This window comes from Phyllobacterium zundukense (genome assembly GCF_002764115.1).
Lineage (GTDB): Bacteria > Pseudomonadota > Alphaproteobacteria > Rhizobiales > Rhizobiaceae > Phyllobacterium > Phyllobacterium zundukense.
On the sequence record NZ_CP017940.1, the window covers coordinates 3820182 to 3842434 of the forward strand.

At 57.1% G+C, this 22253-nt stretch carries 27 protein-coding genes; 10 read left to right on the forward strand and 17 right to left on the reverse strand.

Annotation, left to right across the window (positions count from 1 at the left end; all coding sequences use genetic code 11):
• Window positions 1–16 precede the first annotated feature (16 nt).
• Entirely contained in the window at window positions 17–631 is a 615-nt protein-coding gene (locus BLM14_RS19055) for an alpha-ketoglutarate-dependent dioxygenase AlkB family protein (protein WP_100000821.1), read from the forward strand.
• Here the strand turns inward: BLM14_RS19055 and coaA are convergent.
• The 7 genes from coaA to hisB are packed head-to-tail and all read right to left on the reverse strand — an operon-like array spanning window position 618 to window position 5260.
• Window positions 618–1619 carry a type I pantothenate kinase gene (gene coaA / locus BLM14_RS19060; protein WP_204251973.1) on the reverse strand — a complete coding sequence of 334 codons (1002 nt, stop codon included), beginning with the start codon at window positions 1617–1619 and terminating at the stop codon, window positions 618–620. The two genes, BLM14_RS19055 and coaA, sit on opposite strands and share 14 nt — an antisense overlap.
• Window positions 1620–1621: 2 nt before the next feature.
• Complete coding sequence (locus BLM14_RS19065; RefSeq protein ID WP_100000822.1) at window positions 1622–1945, reverse strand: phosphoribosyl-ATP diphosphatase; 324 nt, start codon at window positions 1943–1945, stop codon at window positions 1622–1624.
• Window positions 1946–1961: 16 nt separating this feature from the next.
• Window positions 1962–2747 carry an imidazole glycerol phosphate synthase subunit HisF gene (hisF, locus tag BLM14_RS19070; RefSeq protein ID WP_100000823.1) on the reverse strand — a complete coding sequence of 262 codons (786 nt, stop codon included), beginning with the start codon at window positions 2745–2747 and terminating at the stop codon, window positions 1962–1964.
• On the reverse strand, window positions 2744–3487 hold the full coding sequence (gene hisA / locus BLM14_RS19075; protein WP_100000824.1) for a 1-(5-phosphoribosyl)-5-[(5-phosphoribosylamino)methylideneamino]imidazole-4-carboxamide isomerase: 744 nt from the start codon (window positions 3485–3487) through the stop codon (window positions 2744–2746). Before hisA ends, hisF begins: the two co-directional genes overlap by 4 nt.
• Complete coding sequence (gene hisH, locus BLM14_RS19080; protein WP_100000825.1) at window positions 3484–4134, reverse strand: imidazole glycerol phosphate synthase subunit HisH; 651 nt, start codon at window positions 4132–4134, stop codon at window positions 3484–3486. The genes hisA and hisH overlap by 4 nt, the downstream gene beginning before the upstream one ends.
• Before the next feature lies 1 nt (window position 4135).
• Window positions 4136–4636, reverse strand: a complete 501-nt coding sequence (locus tag BLM14_RS19085) for a DUF2628 domain-containing protein (protein ID WP_100000826.1) — start codon at window positions 4634–4636, stop codon at window positions 4136–4138.
• A gap of 15 nt (window positions 4637–4651) precedes the next feature.
• On the reverse strand, window positions 4652–5260 hold the full coding sequence (gene hisB, locus BLM14_RS19090; protein ID WP_100000827.1) for an imidazoleglycerol-phosphate dehydratase HisB: 609 nt from the start codon (window positions 5258–5260) through the stop codon (window positions 4652–4654).
• Window positions 5261–5464: 204 nt separating this feature from the next.
• Between hisB and hslV the strand changes: the two genes are divergently transcribed.
• The 4 genes from hslV (at window position 5465) to BLM14_RS19110 (ending at window position 8969) form a co-directional block, all read left to right on the forward strand.
• A complete protein-coding gene (hslV, locus tag BLM14_RS19095) occupies window positions 5465–6019 on the forward strand; it encodes an ATP-dependent protease subunit HslV (RefSeq protein WP_100000828.1) in 555 nt (184 codons plus the stop codon).
• Window positions 6009–6557, forward strand: a complete 549-nt coding sequence (locus BLM14_RS19100) for a GNAT family N-acetyltransferase (RefSeq protein ID WP_100000829.1) — start codon at window positions 6009–6011, stop codon at window positions 6555–6557. The genes hslV and BLM14_RS19100 overlap by 11 nt, the downstream gene beginning before the upstream one ends.
• Window positions 6554–7861, forward strand: a complete 1308-nt coding sequence (gene hslU, locus BLM14_RS19105; RefSeq protein ID WP_100000830.1) for an ATP-dependent protease ATPase subunit HslU — start codon at window positions 6554–6556, stop codon at window positions 7859–7861. Before BLM14_RS19100 ends, hslU begins: the two co-directional genes overlap by 4 nt.
• A 145-nt stretch (window positions 7862–8006) precedes the next feature.
• A complete protein-coding gene (locus BLM14_RS19110; RefSeq protein WP_100001521.1) occupies window positions 8007–8969 on the forward strand; it encodes a DUF1402 family protein in 963 nt (320 codons plus the stop codon).
• Window positions 8970–8984: 15 nt separating this feature from the next.
• Here BLM14_RS19110 and BLM14_RS19115 read toward each other — a convergent pair whose 3' ends face one another.
• Genes BLM14_RS19115 through BLM14_RS19130 form a run of 4 tightly spaced genes read right to left on the reverse strand, consistent with a single transcriptional unit; the run spans window position 8985 to window position 11720 of the window.
• The gene (locus BLM14_RS19115; protein ID WP_100000831.1) at window positions 8985–9356 is read right to left on the reverse strand and encodes a helix-turn-helix domain-containing protein; all 372 of its coding nucleotides are present in this window, start codon (window positions 9354–9356) and stop codon (window positions 8985–8987) included.
• Window positions 9353–9907 carry a Smr/MutS family protein gene (locus BLM14_RS19120; protein WP_100000832.1) on the reverse strand — a complete coding sequence of 185 codons (555 nt, stop codon included), beginning with the start codon at window positions 9905–9907 and terminating at the stop codon, window positions 9353–9355. The genes BLM14_RS19115 and BLM14_RS19120 overlap by 4 nt, the downstream gene beginning before the upstream one ends.
• Window positions 9904–11004 (reverse strand): murein transglycosylase A, encoded by a 1101-nt coding sequence (gene mltA / locus BLM14_RS19125; RefSeq protein ID WP_100000833.1) that lies wholly within the window; start codon window positions 11002–11004, stop codon window positions 9904–9906. Before mltA ends, BLM14_RS19120 begins: the two co-directional genes overlap by 4 nt.
• A 20-nt stretch (window positions 11005–11024) precedes the next feature.
• Window positions 11025–11720, reverse strand: coding sequence for a Tim44/TimA family putative adaptor protein (locus BLM14_RS19130; protein WP_100001523.1), 696 nt, complete (start codon window positions 11718–11720; stop codon window positions 11025–11027).
• A 177-nt stretch (window positions 11721–11897) separates the two neighbouring features.
• Here BLM14_RS19130 and BLM14_RS19135 point away from each other — a divergent pair, with 177 nt between their 5' ends.
• Together BLM14_RS19135 and secB are read left to right on the forward strand one after the other, a co-directional pair.
• Entirely contained in the window at window positions 11898–12383 is a 486-nt protein-coding gene (locus BLM14_RS19135; protein ID WP_100000834.1) for an FxsA family protein, read from the forward strand.
• A gap of 121 nt (window positions 12384–12504) precedes the next feature.
• Window positions 12505–13011, forward strand: a complete 507-nt coding sequence (secB, locus tag BLM14_RS19140) for a protein-export chaperone SecB (protein WP_100000835.1) — start codon at window positions 12505–12507, stop codon at window positions 13009–13011.
• A gap of 50 nt (window positions 13012–13061) precedes the next feature.
• Here the strand turns inward: secB and dnaQ are convergent, their stop codons facing one another.
• The 5 genes from dnaQ to BLM14_RS19165 form a co-directional block, all read right to left on the reverse strand.
• Window positions 13062–13778, reverse strand: a complete 717-nt coding sequence (gene dnaQ / locus BLM14_RS19145) for a DNA polymerase III subunit epsilon (RefSeq protein ID WP_100001524.1) — start codon at window positions 13776–13778, stop codon at window positions 13062–13064.
• 70 nt (window positions 13779–13848) lie between these two features.
• Window positions 13849–14430 carry a dephospho-CoA kinase gene (coaE, locus tag BLM14_RS19150; RefSeq protein WP_100000836.1) on the reverse strand — a complete coding sequence of 194 codons (582 nt, stop codon included), beginning with the start codon at window positions 14428–14430 and terminating at the stop codon, window positions 13849–13851.
• On the reverse strand, window positions 14427–15275 hold the full coding sequence (locus tag BLM14_RS19155) for a shikimate dehydrogenase (protein ID WP_100000837.1): 849 nt from the start codon (window positions 15273–15275) through the stop codon (window positions 14427–14429). The genes coaE and BLM14_RS19155 overlap by 4 nt, the downstream gene beginning before the upstream one ends.
• Window positions 15268–15861 (reverse strand): Maf-like protein, encoded by a 594-nt coding sequence (locus BLM14_RS19160; RefSeq protein ID WP_100000838.1) that lies wholly within the window; start codon window positions 15859–15861, stop codon window positions 15268–15270. Before BLM14_RS19160 ends, BLM14_RS19155 begins: the two co-directional genes overlap by 8 nt.
• A gap of 43 nt (window positions 15862–15904) precedes the next feature.
• On the reverse strand, window positions 15905–16726 hold the full coding sequence (locus BLM14_RS19165) for a pyruvate, water dikinase regulatory protein (RefSeq protein WP_100001526.1): 822 nt from the start codon (window positions 16724–16726) through the stop codon (window positions 15905–15907).
• Window positions 16727–17139: 413 nt separating this feature from the next.
• On the opposite strand from BLM14_RS19165, the gene hemE reads away from it, so the two are divergent.
• From hemE to rho, 3 genes are all read left to right on the forward strand, one after another.
• Window positions 17140–18171, forward strand: a complete 1032-nt coding sequence (gene hemE / locus BLM14_RS19170) for a uroporphyrinogen decarboxylase (protein WP_100000839.1) — start codon at window positions 17140–17142, stop codon at window positions 18169–18171.
• A 23-nt stretch (window positions 18172–18194) separates the two neighbouring features.
• A complete protein-coding gene (gene hemJ, locus BLM14_RS19175) occupies window positions 18195–18734 on the forward strand; it encodes a protoporphyrinogen oxidase HemJ (RefSeq protein WP_100000840.1) in 540 nt (179 codons plus the stop codon).
• Between the two features lie 197 nt (window positions 18735–18931).
• A complete protein-coding gene (gene rho, locus BLM14_RS19180; protein WP_027230937.1) occupies window positions 18932–20197 on the forward strand; it encodes a transcription termination factor Rho in 1266 nt (421 codons plus the stop codon).
• 2 nt (window positions 20198–20199) lie between these two features.
• On the opposite strand, the gene BLM14_RS19185 is transcribed toward rho, so the two are convergent.
• Window positions 20200–22206, reverse strand: a complete 2007-nt coding sequence (locus BLM14_RS19185; RefSeq protein WP_100000841.1) for a thioredoxin domain-containing protein — start codon at window positions 22204–22206, stop codon at window positions 20200–20202.
• Window positions 22207–22253: the final 47 nt, after the last annotated feature.

A 22253-nucleotide genomic window follows, 5' to 3' on the forward strand; every position in this document is an offset into this window, starting at 1 on the left:
CGGCTAAGCTCATTCGATGCTCCTGCTTGCACCCGGCATTCGCTATTATCCGGATCATTTCGATCCGGCCGGACAGGCTGCGCTGGTGGAGGATATCAGGGCGGTCGTCACCGAAGCACCGCTTTACGTTCCAGCCATGCCGAAAACCGGCAAGGAAATGAGCGTGCGCATGACCAATTGCGGTTCGCTCGGCTGGGTCACCGACAAGGAACAGGGTTATCGTTATCAGCCCACGCATCCGGTGACGCAAAAGCGGTGGCCAGCCATTCCGCCGCGCCTGCTCGCGCTGTGGCACGAGGTCGGCGAGTTTCCGTTGCCGCCGGAAGCCTGCCTGGTGAATTTCTATTCGGAAACTGCAAGGATGGGCCTGCACCAGGATCGCGACGAACAGAATTTTCAGGCGCCCGTCGTTTCTGTCTCGCTCGGTGACGCCTGTCTGTTCCGCTTTGGCGGCACAAATCGCAACGACAAGACGCAGTCGATCCGGCTTTCAAGCGGAGACGTCATTGTTCTCGGCGGCGAAGGCCGCCTGGCGTTTCATGGCGTCGACCGCATCTATCCCGACACATCGACGCTTTTGAAGAGCACCGGCCGGATAAATCTCACTTTGCGGCGCGTCACAGCTTCCTGAGCGCGACTTCCTCGACGAGGTGGTTGTCACCCTTGCGCAGGATCAGATCGGCACGAGGCCGTGTCGGCAGGATGTTTTCCTTGAGGTTCTTCAGATTGATATTCGCCCAGAGGCTTTCGCCGATGGCGAGCGCGGAATCATCGGAAATCGTCGAATAACGATGGAAGAACGAGCTCGGGTCCTTGAACGCCGTTTCACGCAGCCGCATGAAGCGGCTGATGTACCATTTGTGAATCTGCTCTTCATCCGCATCGATATAGATCGAGAAATCGAAGAAATCCGAAACGAAAGGCACCATCTTGCCATCTTCAGGCAGATCGCGGACCTGAAGCACGTTGATCCCTTCAAAGATCAGGATATCGGGTGCATCGACCGTCTGGAATTTACCCGGCAGCACATCGTAGGTCAGGTGCGAATAGAGCGGTGCGTTGACGTTGCGCTGGCCGGCCTTGATCTGCGACAGGAAGCGCAGGACCATGCCGACATCATAGCTCTCGGGAAAACCCTTGCGCTCCATCAGGCCCTTGGTGCGCAGAACCTCATTCGGATAGAGGAACCCGTCAGTGGTCACCAGATCTACCTTCGGGCTCGACGGCCAGCGGGCCAGAAGCTCTTTCAGTACACGGGCGGTGGTAGACTTGCCGACAGCAACCGACCCCGCAATGCCGATAATGAAGGGTGTCTTGAAGGCGTCGCCGGTGTTGAGGAATTGCCGGCGTTGATAGAACAGAAGCTGGCTCGCCTCCACATGAGCGGAAAGCAGCCGTGACAGCGAAAGGTAGATCCGGCTCACCTCATCGAGATCGATCGGATCGCCCAAAGAACGCAGCCGCTTGACCTCGTCATAAGTCAGCGTCATTGGCGTGTCAGCACGAAATTCTGCCCACCGCTCGGCACTGAAGAACCGGTAGGGCGAAAACTCGCTGGGTGCCAATTGATCCACGACATCCCCTTCTGTCTGTCGTTCGACTGCCGGTGCTTTAAACATGATCAGTCATGTCCTCGCGCGGCTTTTTCTTCAAGGCCGGTCTGCGCCGTTCGCCGGTCGAGTTCCTCGAGGACTTCCTCAAGCTTGATGCCGGAAATCCCGAGAACGACCAGCAGATGATAGAGCAAATCGGCGCTTTCGGAAACAACGCCCTGCCTGTCGCCGGAGACGGCGGCAATGACGGTTTCAACCGCCTCTTCACCCAGCTTCTGGCTGGCCTTGCCAATACCCTTGGCGTAGAGGCTGGCAGTATAGGATTTGAGGTCTGCCGACGCGGCGCGTTCCGCCACGATGCGCTCGAGATCGGCGAGGGTGAATGCAGTCATCAAGCTCTCCAGCGGCTCAGCGGACAGGGTCAAGGCGCATCGGAATACCCGCCGCGGCCATGTGGGCTTTCGCTTGCGCGATCGTATAGGTGCCAAAGTGGAAGATCGACGCCGCCAGCACGGCCGAAGCGTGACCCTCGAGAATCCCCTCGACCATGTGGTCCAGATTGCCGACACCGCCCGATGCTATCACTGGCACACGGACTGCATCGGCGATGGCGCGTGTCACCGGAATATCGTAGCCGATCTTCGAGCCATCCCGGTCCATCGAGGTCAGCAGTATTTCCCCGGCTCCGAGATCGACTACCTTGCGCGCGAACTCCACCGCGTCGATGCCGGTCGCCTGCCTGCCGCCGTGGGTGAAAATCTCCCAGCGATCGGTCTCGCCTGGGCTCGAAACCTTTTTGGCGTCGATGGCGACGACAATGCATTGATTGCCGAACTTGTCGGCCGCTTCGGCGATAAACTCGGGGTTGTTCACCGCAGCGGTGTTGATCGACACCTTGTCGGCGCCAGCGAGGAGCAGCTTGCGGATATCGGCAACCGTACGCACACCGCCGCCGACGGTCAGCGGCATGAAACATTGTTCGGCAGTACGGGCAACCACGTCGAAAATCGTCTCGCGATTGTCGGAGGAGGCAGTGATATCGAGAAAGCAGAGCTCGTCTGCACCCGCCGCATCATAGGCTTTCGCCGCCTCGACAGGATCGCCGGCATCGATGAGATCAACGAAATTGACGCCCTTGACGACACGGCCGTCTTTCACGTCGAGACAGGGTATGACACGGGCTTTCAGGGTCATGCGGCGCGCTCCCGTGCTTCGCGGAGGACCTGCAGCGCTTCCGCTGGGTCGATCCGGCCATCATAAAGCGCGCGGCCGGAGATCGCGCCTTCAAGCTTCTTCGCATCCGGCATGGTCATGCGGACGATATCGGCGATCGAGGCAAGGCCGCCCGACGCGATGACCGGGATGGAGACCGCCTCGGCCAGTTGCAGCGTCGATTCCCAGTTGATGCCTGCGAGTACGCCGTCGCGATCGATATCCGTATAGATGATCGCAGCGACACCAGCGCCTTCAAACTGCTTCGCCAGTTCGACAACGCCGAGTGTCGAAGCTTCCGCCCAGCCTTCGACGGCAACCTTGCCGCCCTTGGCGTCGATACCAACAGCCACCTTGCCGGGAAAGCGCTTGCAGGCCTCGACGACCAGCGCCGGATCGCGCACGGCCACCGTCCCAAGAATGACGCGGGAGAGCCCCTTTGCCAGCCAGTCCTCGATATGATCGAGCGTGCGGATACCGCCGCCAAGCTGTACAGGATTTTTCGTGGCATTGAGGATCGCCTCAACCGCAGCGCCGTTGACTGACTGACCGGCAAAGGCACCGTTCAGATCAACCACATGCAGCCACTCAAAACCTTGAGCCTCAAAAGCTTTGGCCTGTGCAGCTGGATCGGCATTATAGACCGTGGCCTGATCCATATCGCCAAGCTTGAGGCGCACACACTGGCCGTCTTTCAGATCGATTGCTGGAAACAGGATCACGGATTCCACCTCAGAAAATTGGCGATGAGGGCAAGGCCGAGGGCCTGGCTCTTTTCCGGGTGAAATTGCGTCCCGGCCATATTGTCGTTGGCTACGGCAGCGGTAACCGTCCCGCCATAGTCGGTGACCGCCACCACGTCATTTTCGATCTCGGCATCGAGAAAATAGGAATGGACGAAATAGGCGTGCAGACCCTGCGGTCCTGTCTCGATCCCATCGAACAGCGGATGCGGACGAGTGAGACGGAGAGTGTTCCAGCCAATCTGCGGAATCTTCAGCGCCGGGTCGGATGGCACCATCTCACGGACATCGCCCTTGATCCAGTCAAAGCCGGTTGAAATGGTCTTTTCCAGTCCGCGCGACGACATGAGCTGCATGCCAACGCAGATGCCAAGGAATGGCCGTGCCTTTTCCACCGCCACTTCATGAATGGCTTCGACCATTCCTTCGACAGCATGAAGCCCGCGGCGGCAATCGGCATAGGCTCCGACGCCCGGCAGGACTATGCGGTCGGCGTTACGGACGTGCTCCGCGTCGTCGGTCAAATCGATCGTCGCATTGATCCCGCTTTCCCGCGCCGCGCGCTCGAAAGCCTTGGTAGCCGAACGCAGATTGCCCGAACCATAGTCGATGATGGCAACGCGCATGCTAATGCTCTCCCCGGAGGCTCACTAGCCCGACCATACCGCCAAGTGCCTGCTTGCGGGCGGCGGCCGGAAGCGAAGGCGGCATATCAGATATAAGGCTTGCAGGGGTCGAAGGTAGCGCAACGGCCGCAATATTCGGTCCGAGGAACCAGATTGTTTCAGCATCATCCGCATTGCGCGCATCGACAACCGCGATTTGTTCGCAGCCGCGCCGTTCCAGCGCTGCCGCCCGCCAGTTGTTCGCCTCGAAACCCACCAGAAGCGAAAGCAGCACCGTGACGAACGCCGCCATATCATCATGACCGGTAGAATCGCCCACGACAGAAATAACAATCGTTAATCCGAGAACCAGCACTGCCTCGAACCATAGCCGGTGCACCAGCAGCCAGGGGACAGGCAGGACGAAAGCGAGGACGGCAAAACCATCCCGGATGAAAACAGTGCGGTCGTCGTCACGCTGGCCGTTCTGCGACCGCGGCGCCAATACAAGAAAACTGGCCATGTTTCAGCCCTCCCGTCAGCCGTTCAGCGTGCCCTTTGTCGAAGGAATGGCATCCTTCTGACGTGGATCAGTCTCTATGGCGCAGCGTAACGTGCGTGCAACCGCCTTGAAACAAGTCTCGGCGATGTGGTGATTGTTGGCACCATAGAGGTTCGACACATGCAGGGTGATGCCGGCATTTTGTGCCAGCGCCTGGAAGAATTCCCGCACCAGTTCCGTATCGAATGTACCGATCTTCGCCGCCGAAAACTCAACCTGCCAGACAAGGAACGGCCGGCCCGAAACGTCGAGTGCGGCCCGCGTCAGCGTCTCATCCATGGCGAGATCGAGCGAGGCATAGCGATTGATACCGCGGCGATCGCCAAGTGCCTTGGCGACGGCCTGGCCGATGGCGATGCCCGTGTCCTCGACCGTGTGGTGGTCATCGATATGCAGATCACCCTTGGCCTTGATGTCCATGTCGATCAATGAATGGCGGGAGAGCTGCTCCAGCATATGGTCGAAAAAGCCGACGCCCGTAGATATGTTGAACGTGCCCGTGCCATCCAGATTAACCGAAACGGCAATGCTGGTTTCCTTGGTGCTGCGCTCGATCTTCGCGGTGCGTATACTGACGCTTGTCATTGCTGTTTCCCGCCACGTGGGTTCTTGATGCTGCCGACTGATTGTGGCCTTCTAAAACACGAACGGCGAATCTCCAAATGCTTTGATAGCGCAGGCTGGGGCAGCCATTTGCAATTCCGTAGCGGCGTCATACATAAGTGCAACAGAAGGGGTTCGAACTGCTGCCATTTGGGGCATAATCGGACCTGCTTGAAGGAGAAACGAATGCAAGACCATAATCCCTCCACCATGTATGGGACCACCATTGTAACCGTCCGCAAGAACGGGAAAGTGGTAATTGCCGGCGACGGACAGGTCAGCCTTGGCAATACCGTCATGAAAGGCAATGCCCGCAAGGTACGCCGCATCGGCAAAGGCAATGTCATCGCCGGATTTGCCGGCGCAACGGCCGACGCCTTCACCCTGCTCGAGCGGCTTGAAAGCAAACTCGAACAATATCCCGATCAGCTGATGCGTGCCTGTGTAGAGCTTGCCAAGGACTGGCGGACGGACCGCTATCTGCGCCGTCTCGAAGCGATGATGCTCGTCGCCGACAAATCGGTGACGCTTGCCCTGACCGGCACTGGCGATGTGCTAGAGCCTGAACATGGTTTGATGGCCATCGGCTCCGGCGGCAATTACGCGCTGGCCGCTGCACGCGCGCTGGCCGATATGGACCTGAGCGCCGAAGAGATCGCCCGCCGCTCCATGCAGATCGCCGCCGACATCTGTATCTATACCAATACGAACGTCACACTCGAGAGCCTCGATGCCGAATGAGCCGATCTATCGCTACGGCTTCATCCCGGTCGAGCCCCGCCATCTGAGCATGATTTCGGATTGGCTGGCAGAACCGCATGTGGCGAAGTGGTGGGGCAAGGATCCGGAGGAGGAGATGGCATCGATCATGGAACACATGGACAGCGTCTCGGTCGAGCCTTTCATCATCATGCTTGGTGACGAGGCCATCGGATATCTGCAGACCTACGATCCGCATCTGGAAGATGACCATCCCTACCAGGACCAACCAACCGGCACGCTCGGACTTGACCAGTTCATCGGCGAGCCCGATCTGATCGGCCAGGGCCATGGACCCCGTCTGCTTGACGAGTTCGTGTCGCTGCTGTTCGAAGAAGGTGTGCCGCGCGTGATCGTCGATCCGGATCCCGCCAATGAGCAGGCGATCAAGGCATATAAGAAAGCGGGTTTCATTGCTTTCGATACCCGCACATCCATTTATGGTCCCGCCCTTTTGATGGCGCGGGATAATCCTGAACAATGGCCCGAATTTGGGCAAGATGAAGTGAGACTGCAATGACAACATTTTCCCCCCGCGAGATCGTCTCTGAGCTCGACCGCTACATTATCGGCCAGAATGATGCGAAACGCGCCGTCGCCATCGCGTTGCGCAACCGCTGGCGCCGCCAGCAGCTGGAAGGCCAGATGCGCGAAGAGGTAATGCCAAAGAACATCCTGATGATCGGACCGACCGGCGTAGGCAAGACGGAAATCTCCCGCCGCCTGGCCAAGCTTGCCGGTGCTCCGTTCATCAAGGTGGAAGCGACCAAATTTACTGAAGTCGGTTATGTCGGGCGTGATGTCGAGCAGATCATTCGCGATCTGGTCGAAGTCGCTATCGGCCTCGTGCGCGAAAAGAAGCGCGAAGAGGTTAAGGCCAAGGCTCATGTCAACGCGGAAGAGCGTGTTCTCGATGCGCTGGTCGGCAAGACAGCGAGCCCCGCGACGCGCGACAGTTTCCGCAAGAAACTGCGCGACGGGCTGATCGACGACAAGGAAATCGAAGTCGAGATTGCCGATAGCGGTTCGGGCATGCCCAATTTCGAACTTCCGGGGATGCCGGGCGCCAATATTGGTGTACTCAATCTCAGCGACATGTTGGGCAAGGCCATGGGCGGGCGAACCAAGACCGTGAAAACCACGGTGAAGGAGTCCTATTCCGTGCTCATCAATGACGAGTCGGACAAGCTGCTCGATCAGGACCAGATCACCCAGGAAGCGCTGCGCTCGGCCGAGGATGACGGCATCGTCTTCCTCGACGAGATCGACAAGATCGCCGCGCGAGACGGCGGCGTGGGTGCTGGCGTATCACGCGAAGGCGTGCAGCGCGACTTGCTGCCATTGGTGGAGGGAACGACCGTCGCGACCAAATACGGTCCGATCAAGACCGACCACATCCTGTTCATCGCGTCAGGCGCTTTCCATGTTTCCAAACCGTCAGACCTCCTGCCGGAATTGCAGGGACGCCTGCCGATCCGCGTCGAGCTCAGCGCCCTGACCCGCGATGACATGCGCCGAATCCTGACCGAGCCGGAAGCCAGCCTGCTGAAGCAGTATATCGCATTGATGGCGACCGAGGAGGTCACGCTCAACATCACTGACGATGCGATCGATGCCCTGGCAGATATCGCAGTCGACCTCAACTCGACGGTGGAGAATATCGGTGCAAGGCGTTTGCAGACCGTGATGGAACGTGTACTCGACGACATTTCGTTCAATGCACCCGACAAATCCGGTGCCGAACACACAATCGACGCCAAATATGTACGCGAGACTGTCGGCGACCTTGCCAAGAACGCGGATTTGTCGCGCTTCATACTCTAGCGTCAGTCATCGCCTGTCACGACTGCCCCCCTCGACCCTGCGAGGGGGGCATTTTTTGCTCCAACGATGCTGGTGGTGAGGTTTTTCTGGCTTTCGAACAAGCAAGGCGTTATTCGGATCGCCCGACCGAAACTTTGGACCGATGATGAAACGCCACCTGATCCTTTTCGCGACGAGTTGTTTTTTGCTCTCAGCTTTGCAACCGGCAGCGGCCGTAACTGTCGTACCGGAAGGCAATCGCAATGAGAGCCAGCCCGGCGTTCCCGCCGCTTCCGCCAAGCGGACGCGCGAGATGAACACCACCTATGAAGCGAAATATCAGAAGATCTACAATCTGCTGAAAACTGATTCCAAGCTGCGATCGAAGATTGCCAGCGTTGCCCGTACCTACGGGATCGATCCTGTTCACATTGTCGGCGCCCTTGTTGGCGAACACACCTACAATGTCGATGCCTATGACCGCCTGCAGACCTACTACGTCAAGGCCATTTCCTACGTCCAGCAAGGCCTGAGCTTCGACTACCAGGGCGAGACCATTGGCGATTTTGTCAAACGGCCGCAGTTTTCAGCCTGCGCGCAGTTCAAGGACAGCCTGCGCCTATGGACCTGCCGTGAGGATGTCTGGGAACAGGATTTCCGGGGTAAGACGGTTGGGGGCAAGCGCTTTCCAGACAATCGTTTCAGCGCCGTATTCTTCCAGCCTTTCTACGCGGGGCAGAGTTTTGGCCTTGGCCAGCTTAGTCCCCTGATCGCACTGCAGATGACTGACATGGTAAGTCGCTATTCGGGACTGCCGAAGCTCGATGCCGACCATGCGGCGGATGTTTACAAGACGATCATGGATCCCGACCTGACGCTGCCCTATATGGCAGCAGCGCTAAAACATTCGATCGATGTCTACCGCCGCGTTGCCGACTTCGATATCTCGGGAAATCCGGGTATCACCGCAACCCTTTACAATACGGGCGGCCCCGATGGGCGTGCGCGTGCGCTGGCCGATGCCAATGCTGCTCGCTTGGCCAATGGTGAAGAGCCGCTATTACCGGAAGAGAATTATTATGGCTGGCTGGTCAATGAGAAAATCGACCAGCTTCGGGCGCTTTTCTGATTGAAGAACCACCCGTTAGCGTTTGCGTTTTTCCGGTAAGGTTTTCAGCTTCTGGATCAAGCTCTTGGCCATGTCTGTGTCAATTTCGCCGATTCTTGCGGCCAGCAGGTTGGCAAGTTCCGTCGCTGCAGGTGAAAGACCGGCCGTATCGATGGTGATACGGGGGTCCGATATCATAGCCAATCGCTGCAGCTCTTCCGCCTCGTCCCAGATAATATTGAAATACTGGATAATGCGCTGCAACTTGTCCCACGTCGGTTGACCACGTTTTCCGTGTTCCAGTGCTGAGAGATAGGCCGCAGACACGCCGATTGCCTTGGCCATGTCCTTTTGCGAAATGCTGCGTTCGGCGCGCAGGTCACGGAGTTTTTCGCCAAACGGGGTCATGGCGCCTCCGGCGACCGGCGCATGCGGACATAAATCGCGCCCGTACCGCCATGGTTGCGCGCTGCATCCTCATAGCCATTGACCAGAATGCGGAACGACGGCGTCGCAAACCATAGAGGCACGGCCTGACGCAACACACCGTCGCTACCAAAAGAAGATCCCTTGCCGGTGATGACAAGAACATGGCGCAGCTTTCGCAGATGCGCGCGCTGCAGGAAACCGAGGAGGAGGCCATAGGCTTCGCTTTGGGTGAGTCCGTGCAGATCGATTCTGGCTTCGATAACGACGCGGCCCTTTGCGATTTTCTTGTGCGTCGGGCGGTCGATCGGATGCAGACGCTGCGGTTGAGCCGGTTTTACATCGGAAATCGCCGATGGGACCGGCCTGGTGCTTTCTGGCGCCGATAGGTGAAGTGCCTTCTGTTCTTGTCGTTCATCGATCAAAAAGGTTGGCTTTTCCTTGCCCTTCAGCGGCCTTGCGGATTTGGCAACAGTCTCCCAGAGAATCCTGTCCTCCAGAGTGGCGAATCCGCCTAGCGCCTTCTTCTTCATGCGTTTTGTGCCAGAAGGGAGCGCGGAACCAGCGCATAGAAATCGGCCTTGTGGCGAATGCCACCGGCAATCTCGCCCGCCGCATTGCCGGAGCCGGCAAAGAGATCGCCCCGCGCCGGGCCGACGATGGCCGAGCCGGTATCCTGCGCAATCATTAGACGCGCAAAGTGATCACCGCCGAAAGCCTTCAGATCAGGGGCGTGGATATAAAATGGTGTCCCGAATGTGTGCAGCAGCCTGTCAACGGCGAGAGACCGGCCGCCGGTCAGCGGCACCTTGGCCGCGGCGATTGGACCAAGCGATTCATTATCGACCTCGGCCTCGCGAAAGAAAATATAGGACCGGTTGTTCCACATCAGTGCCCGTGCCCGTTCCGGATGATCGGCAAGCCAGACGCGGATCGACCGCATCGACATGTTTTCCGGCGCTATCTCGCCGCTGTCGAGCAGGATCTTGCCGATGCCGGTAAAACGATGCCCGGTCTTGGCCGCATAGGTGATGCGGCGAAGGCGGCCATCGGTCATTTTCAGTCGTGCCGCACCTTGAACGTGGATAAAGAAGGCATCGACAGGACTTTCGACGAACGCGATTTCCAGACCCTGGCCGTCCAACGCGCCGCTTTCAATTGCAGGACGATCGAAATATTCGACGAGACCTGCCGGCGTTTCCCGGGCAAAGGCAAAATAGTGATCGAACCCATCGGGGCGGTTGCTGTCGTCGATATCGACGAGATCGGTGGGGCGGCTGAGAAATGGGACTGTAAACCGGTCGGTGCGAACCGGCGATGCTATGACCTCCGGTTCGTAGAAACCGGTGACGAAACCGTCATTCGATTCTGTGCTTTCTATTAGGGCCGGCTGAAACCATTTCCCGAAAAACTGCCGTGCCTGCTGATCGGTTTCGACCAATGTTTCACGTGAATCAGCTAAAATTGGCGCAAGCGCGTCAAAACTGATGCCGAGCGAACCCGACTTGTACGGCTTTTCCCGGACGCGCTCCGCAGAGCGAACGAAGGCGCGAAATGACTCCAGCTGGTTGTCATCTTCCCAGCCGGGACAGTCTTTGAAATCCACCGGCTGGAACAGGGGCGACAGCATGGTTATTCAGTCCCGATTGATCAGTCTTCGGCTTCGGTTGCGACCAGCTTCCAGTTCGGATCTTTCGAACGTGTGTCGCGGGCAAAGGTCCAGACATCCTTGACTTCGGCGACGGATTCCTTGTCGCCATCGATCACATTGCCGTCCTTGTCGAGCGTTGCCGAAATCAGCTCGCTAATAATCCGCACGGTGACGTGGGACTCGGTGCCCTTCATCTCCGCACCGATGATTTCCGCCTTGTTGATGCCGACGAAAGACGACTGCACCTTTTCGCCGCGCGATTCCCGGTCAGCAATGGCCGCGACAAAACCATCGAACACTTCGCGCGACAGCAGGGACTTCAGCGTCTTGCGGTCACCATCGGCGAATGACATGACGATCATTTCATAAGCCATTTTCGAGCCTTCGAGGAATTTCGCGGGTTCGAAGGATGGGTCAGCATTCTGGATTGCGCGCAAACCGTCATTCAGTGGCGTGCCCGGCTTGGCGATTGCATCGATTTTCTCGAAGCTGCTTTCCTTCACTTCACCGCGGCGCGGCAGGGAAACGACATTGTCGCCTGCCTTTGGCTTGTCATCGACCTCGGCTGTGCGCGTGTAGGGATTGAACGGTGGGCGCTCGTTGCCGGTGCGCCGCCCAAGGACCTTGCGCAGTTGGAGAAAGATCACCACCGCAGCCACGAAGAAAAAAATTGTTCCGAAGTCCAGATATTCCATGTCGCCTGCCATTCATCCCAAAGTTCGTTGCGGCCTTCGATCTTCCGCCGAAATACCAAAATCATATAGATTGCCAAACACAATCATACAAATGCTCATCTTGCTTGCCTATATAGGCATGAAATTGACGCCGGGTATGGATAATATCCCGATATGTCCTCTGAAAGGTAAATTAGTTTGCGATCGTCTCTCGTGCCTCTGCTCCTCCTGGCGCTCCCATTTCTGGAAATCGCTGGTTTCATCGTGGTCGGCAGCAAAATCGGCGTGCTGGCAACGCTTGGTCTCATATTCCTGTCGATCTTCCTGGGCGTCTTTTTGCTGCGCCTGCAGGGCTTTGGGCTCATCCAGAAAATCCGCGAGGAAACGGCCGCCGGTCGCACGCCGAAGCGGGAGCTGGTTCACGGCGTTATGCTGGTCTTTGCCGCGTTCCTGTTGATCATTCCCGGCTTCATTACCGACATTATCGGTTTGCTGCTGTTCATCCCGGCCGTGCGTGACATCGGCTGGCGGTTCATCAGCGACCGCGTGGTTGTGGTCCAGTCCGGCGGCCGCGGTGCGTCCCGGCCCGGAACATCGCGCATCAAGGACCGTGTCATCGAACTTGATCCGGAAGATTATACCAGCAAGCCGGATCCAGACTCGCCCTGGAACCCAAAGCCGTAGCACGAATGAAACGATAGGATTAGAGTGCGTGCCTTGCCTCGCCAAGACACACATGCTAGCGAGCCATCATTCATTCGATAACCGTGCATAAGCGGACGTAACAGAAGAAGGTTTCCAGACAATGGCTCAAAAGCCTGATGAAAAGGCCGGGAACGGCAACGAAGTGACCAATGGCGATGGAACTGCCCCGCAGCAGACGCTGAATATTCTGGCGCAGTATGTGAAGGATCTTTCTTTCGAAAGCCCTGGCGCTCCGCTTTCCCTGCGTCCGCGTGACAAGGCTCCCGGCATCAGCATCAATGTCAACGTCAATGCAAATCCGATCGCCGAGAACGACTTTGATGTTGTCCTGACACTTTCGGCCAAGGCTGGAGAAGGCAAGGAAGTCCTGTTCAATGCGGAACTCGTCTATGGCGGCGTTTTCCGTCTCGTCGGTTTCCCTCAGGAGCACTTGCTGCCGCTGCTGTTCATCGAATGCCCGCGCCTGCTGTTCCCGTTCGCCCGTCAGATCATTGCCGAGGCAACGCGCAATGGCGGTTTCCCGCCACTGATGATCGATCCGATCGATTTCGCTCAGATGTTCCAGCAGCGTATGGCCGAAGAACAGGCCAAGGCCAAAGTCAGCTAAGCCGAACCTGCTTTCGAAAAAGCGAAAACCCGGGTCCAGGCCCGGGTTTTTTATTGAAGTTCGAGAGAGGCGCTGCGTTCGTTCCAGATCGCCTTTTCGCCAATCTTTTCCACCAGCTTGGCGTGAGCCGATTTTTCGGCATCGGTCAATCGAGGCTGAAGGGTTATTGGCCGGCGCGAAATCGTGATTGTTCCCGCTGCGTCGCTGGCTCGTTGGTTGTTCGATTGATCCGCAATTGTCAGGCCGAGAGCCGCCTGTTTGCCGCCGATCAGCTCGATGTAGACTTCCGCCAGAAGCTGGGAGTCCAGGAGCGCCCCGTGCATGGTGCGATGGCTGTTGTCGATGCCGTAGCGGCGGCAAAGAGCATCGAGTGAGTTTGGACCCATCGGGTGCTTACGCCGGGCGAGTGCCAATGTGTCGACCACCCGATCATTGTGTATTGGCGGATGGCCGAGACGGTTCAGCTCTGCATTGACAAAGCCCATATCGAACATCGCATTGTGCGCGATCAGCTTGGCTCCATCGATGAAATCGAGAAAATCATGGAGGATACCGGCGAAAAGCGGCTTGTCGGCCAGCTGATCATTGCTGATCCCGTGGACCGCGAGCGCATCCGGGTGCACGGTCTTGCCCTCGGGATTGATATAGACGTGAAACGTCCGTCCGGTCGGGAACCGGTTGACAAGCTCGACCCCGCCGATCTCGATGATCCGGTCATCCAGCCGGTCCAGACCTGTCGTTTCCGTATCGAATATGATTTCGCGCATGGAATCACCCTTGTGCCCAAGTTCCACGAATTGGCCCATTCGGGCAAGGGGGGATGGGTTCTGTCCCCGCCTATCCTGACAGGAGGCTGATAATCTTGCGGACCGCGGCGCGGGTCACATCGAAATCATGGCGCGTGTCGATGACGAAATCCGCCCGGGCCTGCTTTTCCGCATCCGGCGTCTGACGCGCCAGAATGGCGCCCAACTTCGCCGGTGTCATACCTGGACGCTCAAGAACGCGCCTTCGCTGGACATCCGCCGGGGCCGTTACGACAAGTACCTTATCGACCCGGGTTTCGGCTCCGGTTTCAAAGAGCAAGGGGATGTCGAGGACGATCAGATTTGCACCCTGTGACTGCGCATTGTCGCGAAATTCATTTTCTTCGGCGCGTACCAGCGGATGAATAATTGCCTCGAGCTTTTCCAGCGCTTCCGGCTTTTCCATGACCGCTGTAGACAGCTTGGCGCGATCAACCTTGCCATTTTCGGTGGTTCCAGGGAATGCTGCTTCGATCAGCGGGGCCGCAGCACCGGAATAGAGCCGATGCACTGCCGCATCTGCCGAATAGACCGGGATGCCTTCATCGACAAACATCTGTGCAGAGGTCGATTTCCCCATGCCGATGGAACCCGTGAGACCAAGGACGATCATCTGGATTGTCCGCTTAAGTCAGACATTGCCATATCGGCCAGGATGAGCGTACGCAGTTCCGGCGTAACGTCCGGCCTGACGCCGAACCAGCGTTCAAAGCCGGGCACAGCCTGATGTAACAGCATGCCAAGGCCGTCGACGGTTTCGAGCCCACACACGCGCGCCGTTTTCAGCAGGGGTGTTTGCAGCGGCACATAGACAATGTCTGTCACCAGCGCGTCCCTGTCAGCAAGCGACAGATCGACAGCACCGTCTTCCTTGCCTTCCATGCCAAGCGAAGTGGTATTGACGATCAATTCAGCACCTTTCAGCAACTCGGGAATTGCGCGCCATTCATGACTACTTATACCCGTGCCGAAACGGTCCGCCAGCTCGCGTGCCCGGTCAACGGTGCGATTGACGATGCGGACATCATCAAATCCCCGCTGCTTCAAGGCATAGACCACCGCGCGACTGGCACCACCCGCACCGAGCACCAGCGCCGACTTGCGTCGATCCCAACCCGGACTCACCGCGTCGAGATTGGCAACGAAACCATAGGCGTCAGTATTGCCACCGCAGAGCACGCCCTCTTCGAACCACAATGTATTGACCGCACCGATATCCTCGGCGGCCTCATCGTGCCTGGTGCACAGCGCAAAAGCGCTTTCCTTGTGGGGAATGGTGACATTGCCACCCGCATAGCCATTTCCTTGCAGACTATGAACGAAATCAGCAAAGCCTTCCGGCGCTATCTCGATCGCCTGGTAGGAACCAACCAAACCGTATTTTTTCAGCCAGTAGCCGTGGATCAGCGGCGAGCGTGAATGGTGAATGGGAAGGCCCGTGACAAAAGCCCTAGCCATCGATTGCTCCCTCGTGACGTAATTCTGCAAGCAACGGTAAAAGGGGCAAGCCAACAATCGTAAAATAGTCGCCATCGACCTTTTCGAAAAGCTGCACCCCTTCCCCCTCATATTGATATGCGCCGACGCTCTGCAGTGCGACCGCACCGACACGTGACAAATGCCGACCGATAAAACCGGGATCAAGATCGCGCAAGGTCATGCGAGCGACAGAGACATGCCGCCACAGCGTCTGTCCGTCCCTGGCGAGAACAACCGCGCTGTTGAGGTGATGTGTCTGTCCCGACAGTTTCAGCAACTGCCGCCGCGCGCCTTCCATATCTTCCGGCTTGTGCAAGACCTGGTCACCGAGGGAGAGGGTCTGGTCCGAACCGATCACCAGCGCTGCAGGATTGCGCTCGCTGACATCGATCGCCTTTGCTTCCGCGAGAACCAAAGCCACGTCTTCCGGTGTAGCACCGCTGTTGTAGAGTGGTGCCTCCACCGCGCGCTCATCGATATCCGCGGACTGCGCGGTGAATGCAACGCCGGCATTTTTCAACAACATGGCGCGGAACGGGCTTTTGGAGGCGAGGATAATGTCCATGGTCTTTTCTTCGTTGCCGGAGATTAGGTTGATCCCAGTTCCGTTATCGTCCCTCGGCGCGCAGGGCAAGAACAGCAGCAGCTGTTTCTTCGATCGAACGGCGTGAGACATCGATCATCGGCCAATTGTGCCGGTGGCAGATCTGCCGGGCATAGGTCAGCTCTTCAATGATATTGGCGCGATCGAGATACTGATCGGCGTCGAAGCCGTGCGTTGCCCCAAGTACCCGGTGCTGACGAACCTGCGATATTCGTTCCGCTGAAGCGACCAGCCCGACAATCAGCGGCCTTTCGGAATTTATCAACACGTCCGGGATTGGAACGCCGACAACAATTGGAACATTGACGGTCTTGATCCCCCGGTTGGCAAGATAGATGCTTGTCGGTGTCTTCGATGTGCGCGATATGCCGATCAGAATGACGTCCGCCTCTTCTATATCCGGCGGTAGCTGGCCGTCATCATGTTCCATCGTAAAGTTGAGTGCATCGATCCGCCGGAAATATTCAGCATTGAGAACATGCTGGGCGCCGACGCGTCGTCCCGCCGGCGCACCAAGATAGGACTGGAAAATACTCAGGACCGGCTCGAGAACAGATACACAAGGAACACCGATCGCCGCGCAACCATCATTGATCATCGCGGCGAGCCGCTGATCGATAATCGTATAGAGCACGATACCCGGCTCGGCATCGATCCCATCAAGGACCTTTTTGATCTGCTTTTCCGTCCGGATCAGCGGATAAACATGCTCTATGGCCCGTGCGTGGGCGTATTGTGCTGCCGCCGCGCGCCCTGCGGCAATGAGAGTCTCTCCGGTCGCATCAGAAATCATATGAAGATGAAAGTAATTTACCGGTTTCGTCACAGAAATTTTCATCTCCTGTTGATGGCTGGGGACAATCAGCCAAAGCATCCACAACTGATGGCAGCCATGTGAATTATTGGCAAGTCATCCACAGCGAGCCTGGCTGTGGATGTCTTTGTCGGCAGCAACAGGAATCTGGGGATTGTTGCGATAGTTCGCCTTTCTTCCGCAGGTTTCCACATATTTATTCACAGTTAGCAATATGTTAAGCCATTGTAATGATTATATTTATGGCAGTTTCCACGTTCTTCTCGAAATTCAACCTATGGTTTTCCTGAGTTTTCGCTGAAATTCAAGACTGTGGGAAAATGCTGGCATTGTGGTAATTCCCGATACAAACAGACTCTAAGAATCAGAAAAACCAAATTAGATCTAAATTTCTTTTTTGTAAGACAAGGCCGGAGAGACTGACAATGGTTCGCAAAGTGATGAAAGTCCTTGGAGGCGAGACTGTTTTTCCTCCTCCGATCTGGATGATGCGCCAGGCTGGGCGCTATCTCCCCGAATATAGGGAAGTGAGGAAAAACGCCGGAAGTTTTCTCGATCTCTGCTATTCCCCTGACCTTGCTGTTGAGGTGACCCTGCAGCCCATTCGCCGTTTTGGCTTTGACGCGGCAATTCTGTTTTCAGATATCCTGGTTGTCCCGCATGCGCTTGGGCGCGATCTTCATTTCGAAGAGGGACGCGGGCCCGTGATGACCCCGATCGACGTCGATGGAATATTCTGGCTGGAATCCAGTGGTGCTGCGGATCGCCTGGAGCCGGTCTATGAGACGGTGCGGCTCTTGCGGCAGCAGCTCCCCACGGAGACAACACTGCTTGGCTTCTGCGGGGCTCCTTGGACCGTGGCGACCTATATGATTGCCGGTCATGGAACGCCTGATCAGGCTCCAGCCCGGCTTTTTGCCTATCGCAACCCCGAAGCCTTCCGGAAACTGCTGGATGAACTTGCGGATGTTTCAGCTGAATATCTGATCCGGCAGATCGATGCTGGCGCCGATGCCGTGCAGATTTTCGATTCCTGGGCGGGCGTTCTCGACGAAGCCTGCTTCGAGCAGTTTTGCGTAGCACCGGTAGCGCGTATCGTCAGAAAGGTCCGGGCCGTTCACCCGGGTGTGCCGATTATCGGTTTTCCAAAGGGTGCCGGCGCGCTTTATGTCAATTACCGGGAACGTACCGGAGTGACGGCCCTCGGACTGGATTGGTCGGTGCCGCTTTCAATGGCATCGTCACTTCAGGGTGGTGGCGCGGTTCAGGGGAATCTTGACCCCTTGCGGGTCGTTGCCGGTGGTCGCGCCCTTGATGAAGGTGTCGATGCCATTCTGGATTCTCTCGGTCAGGGGCCACTGATATTCAATCTTGGCCATGGAATTACGCCGGATGCGCCGGTATCGCATGTTGAACAGATGGTTCACCGCGTGCGCCAGGCTACCCGGCGAAAATAACCATAATCGGCAAGGACGACAGCATGACGACCACAAGACCGGATGAGAGCAACTCACGGAAAGTTCCGCTCTTGCCGCGATCGATCGGGGCGGTGGTCGCGATCTGCGTCATTGCACTGGTTTTGCTGTACCCCGACAGTGCCTATTTGTGGGTGAAGGCGATCCACGTTATCGCCGTCATCTCATGGATGGCAGGTATGCTCTATCTGCCACGCTTGTTCGTATATCATTGCGCTGCCGAACGCGGCTCTGCCCAGTCAGAGACATTCAAGGTCATGGAACAGCGGTTGCTGAAGGCTATCATCGATCCGGCCATGGGGATAACCTGGCTCGCGGGTTTGTGGCTCGCGTGGCAATCGGCGGCCTATATGGATGGCTGGTTCCATGTGAAATTTCTGGCAGTTCTCATTTTATCGGGCGTGCATGGGTATTTTTCCAAGGCCGTGCGGCTGTTTGCCGAGGACCGGAACGAGAAACCGGCACGCTTCTGGCGCATGATGAATGAGGTGCCAACGGTTCTCATGATTATCATTGTTCTCATGGTCATCATAAAGCCATTTTGATCAATCACAAAAACTGCGGTCAGATATCAATACCACTCATGAAACCTCTTGCCCTTGCCGCCATGATTGGCTAGATAAGGGCCTCCTCTCTGGAAATACCGCCACAGCAAGCCTCAGCCATTTTCAGTGGCACTGCATTCAGGCATCGTCATTTCCCTTCCCCATTTCAAACCAATAGAATTAAGAGTTCCGCACACATGCAGGAAATGAAATTACAAGAACTCAAGAACAAGACTGCGGTCGATCTTCTCGCTTTTGCCGAATCGCTTGAGGTCGAAAACGCCAGCGTCATGCGCAAACAGGAATTGATGTTTGCCATTCTGAAGAAACTGGCTTCGCAAGAAGTCGAAATCATCGGCGAAGGTGTTGTCGAGATCCTGCAGGATGGCTTCGGCTTCATGCGTTCCGCCAATGCCAATTATCTCCCCGGCCCTGATGACATCTACATCTCGCCATCGCAGATCCGGCGTTTTTCGCTGAAGACAGGCGATACGGTCGAGGGCCCGATCCGTGGACCGAAAGAAGGTGAGCGTTATTTCGCCCTTCTGAAAGTCAACACGATCAATTTCGAAGATCCGGAAAAAATCCGCCACAAGATCCACTTCGACAATCTGACGCCGCTCTACCCGAATGAGCGCTTCAAGATGGAACTGGAAAATCCGACGACCAAGGATCTTTCCGCTCGCGTGATCGATCTGGTGGCGCCGCTCGGCAAAGGCCAGCGCGGGCTGATCGTTGCACCGCCGCGAACCGGTAAGACCGTCCTGTTACAGAATATCGCGCATTCGATCACTGCCAACCATCCGGAATGCTATCTCATCGTTCTCCTGATCGATGAACGGCCGGAAGAAGTGACCGACATGCAGCGCTCCGTGAAGGGCGAAGTCGTGTCTTCGACCTTCGACGAACCGGCCTCCCGTCACGTTCAGGTGGCGGAAATGGTCATCGAGAAGGCTAAGCGCCTCGTTGAACATGGCCGCGATGTGGTTATCCTGCTCGATTCCATCACCCGTCTTGGCCGCGCATACAACACCGTCGTGCCATCATCCGGCAAGGTACTGACTGGTGGTGTTGATGCCAATGCCCTGCAGCGCCCGAAGCGCTTCTTCGGTGCCGCTCGTAACATCGAGGAAGGCGGCTCGCTGACCATCATCGCGACAGCCCTGATCGATACCGGCAGCCGCATGGACGAAGTCATCTTCGAAGAATTCAAGGGAACCGGTAACTCGGAAATTGTGCTCGACCGGAAGGTCGCCGACAAGCGTATCTTCCCGGCAATGGATATCCTCAAATCCGGTACGCGTAAGGAAGACCTCCTCGTGCCGCGTCAGGATCTGCAGAAGATCTTTGTTCTTCGCCGTATTCTCGCGCCGATGGGTACGACCGACGCGATCGAGTTCCTCATCGACAAGCTGAAGCAGACCAAGACCAACGGCGAGTTCTTCGACTCGATGAATACATAACCCTACGAAGTTGGGCGAAAAAGCGCTTCAAGTGCTTCTTCTGTCGCCACTGGTGCAAGACATACAAGCCCGCGGCACAAATAGGCCGCGGGTTTTTTTATCGTTGTCTCTCCGCCGCCGGGCAGGAGTTCAATCTTCTTGTCCTTGTTGAAGGGGATCCAGATGTCCACGCGCCGCGGATCCGGATGGCGGTCAGCCACCTGCATCAACGGGTGGTTCTTGTCTGGCGCAACCAGCACGAGCTTCATCGGCTCGAGCAGGAGACTGGCGCTGTTGAGAACACCAGCCTGGCCATAGCGCTGCTGCAGCACCCGGCCGAGCGCATTCTCGGCAATTCGTTCCGCATGCTGCCGCAATGTCTCGTCACTCGTGACCACCGCCAGACGGGCGATGGCTTCCATGATCTGTCCGGTGGCGCTTGGGATGGCCTCATCCTGATCGCCACGCACACGGATGATGACATCCGCGCTGTCCGATGCGCTGAGGGCATAGTTGCCGTCGTCAGTCCTGTGCCATTTGTCCAGCATGGTGAGCCAATGGCGCGCGTCGTCAATATATGTCCCGTCCTGCGTCGCCTGATAAAGCGAAAGAGCCGCGTTGATCATCGCCGCGTAGTCGGAGGATAGCCCAGGAAACAGGCGCGAATCGCCCAATACTGAATGCGGGAGCCGGCCATCGATCATCGATTCGGATATGGAACGATATGCGGTAAGGCTGAGATCCAGCCAATCCTTGCGCTCGAATGCACGGCCGGCCTCGGCGAGTGCGCGGATCATCAGGCCATTCCAGTCCGTCAATGCCTTGTCGTCGCGGCCAGGGCGAATGCGGTTTTCGCGGAGAGCAAAGAGCGCCTGGCGCGCCTGTTTCAATTGTTCCTCGCTTTCGACGTCAAGCACGTCGAGTGAGTGCAAGCGATTGAGGATCGTCTTGCCTTCCCAATTGCCCTGCTCGCTCACATCATAAACCCGGCGGAACGTATCGAACTCCGGACTGCCCGGAACTTCGCCTGTGGTCCAGACATAGAATCGACCTTCCTCGCCTTCGCTGTCGGCATCGAGGCTCGAGGCAAAGCGCCCGTCCACCAGCATTTCCCGCTGCAGCCAGGCAATGGTTTCTTCGATTCGGTTACGGAACAATTCCTCGCCGGTTTCCGCATAAGCATATGTCGCGTGGCGAATGAATTGCGCATTGTCGTAGAGCATCTTTTCGAAATGCGGCACCAGCCATTCATCGTCAACGGAGTAACGGGAAAGCCCGCCACCAAGATGGTCGTAAATTCCGCCCTGCAGCATGGTCCTGAGACTAAGCAGAAACGCATCCCTATGGTTCTTTTCGCCGTTGCGCAGCCAGGACAGCCATAGCGCATCCATAAACGGTGCATTCGGAAACTTGGGCGCACCAGAGAGGCCGCCTTTGGTACGATCCACCATTCCATGGATATTTTCGGAGAACTGATCGAACAGGCGCTGATCAAGCGGCGAGGCCTCTGCCTTGGCGTCAAGCCGAGCGCTCACGTGTGTTGTCAATGCCTCGACATTCTGCGCGACACGCGAACGGTCTTCGTTCCAAGCCCTGTTGATCGATTGCAGCACATCGAGAAAACCCGGCCTGCCATAGCGCGAGTGCTTGGGGAAATAGGTTCCACCCCAGAACGGTTTGGCTTCCGGCGTCAGGAACATTGTGAGCGGCCATCCGCCCTGCTCGCCCATTGCTGCCAAGGCTGCCATGTAGATCTGATCGATGTCCGGCCGCTCTTCGCGGTCCACCTTGATATTGACATAGAGCGCATTCAAGAGGGCCGCGACTTCCGCATCCTCGAAACATTCATGCGCCATGACATGGCACCAGTGACAGGCGGCATAGCCAACCGAAAGAAGTATAGGCTTGTCTGTTGCACGCGCCTCCTCAAGCGCCGCCTTGCCCCACGGCCGCCAATGAACCGGGTTGTCCGCATGCTGGCGCAGATAGGGACTGGATTCATGACCGAGGAGATTGGCTTGCTGAAACATCGGAACTTCTCATGCCCTTTTCGTATGAAGCGCAGCAGTCTACAAGG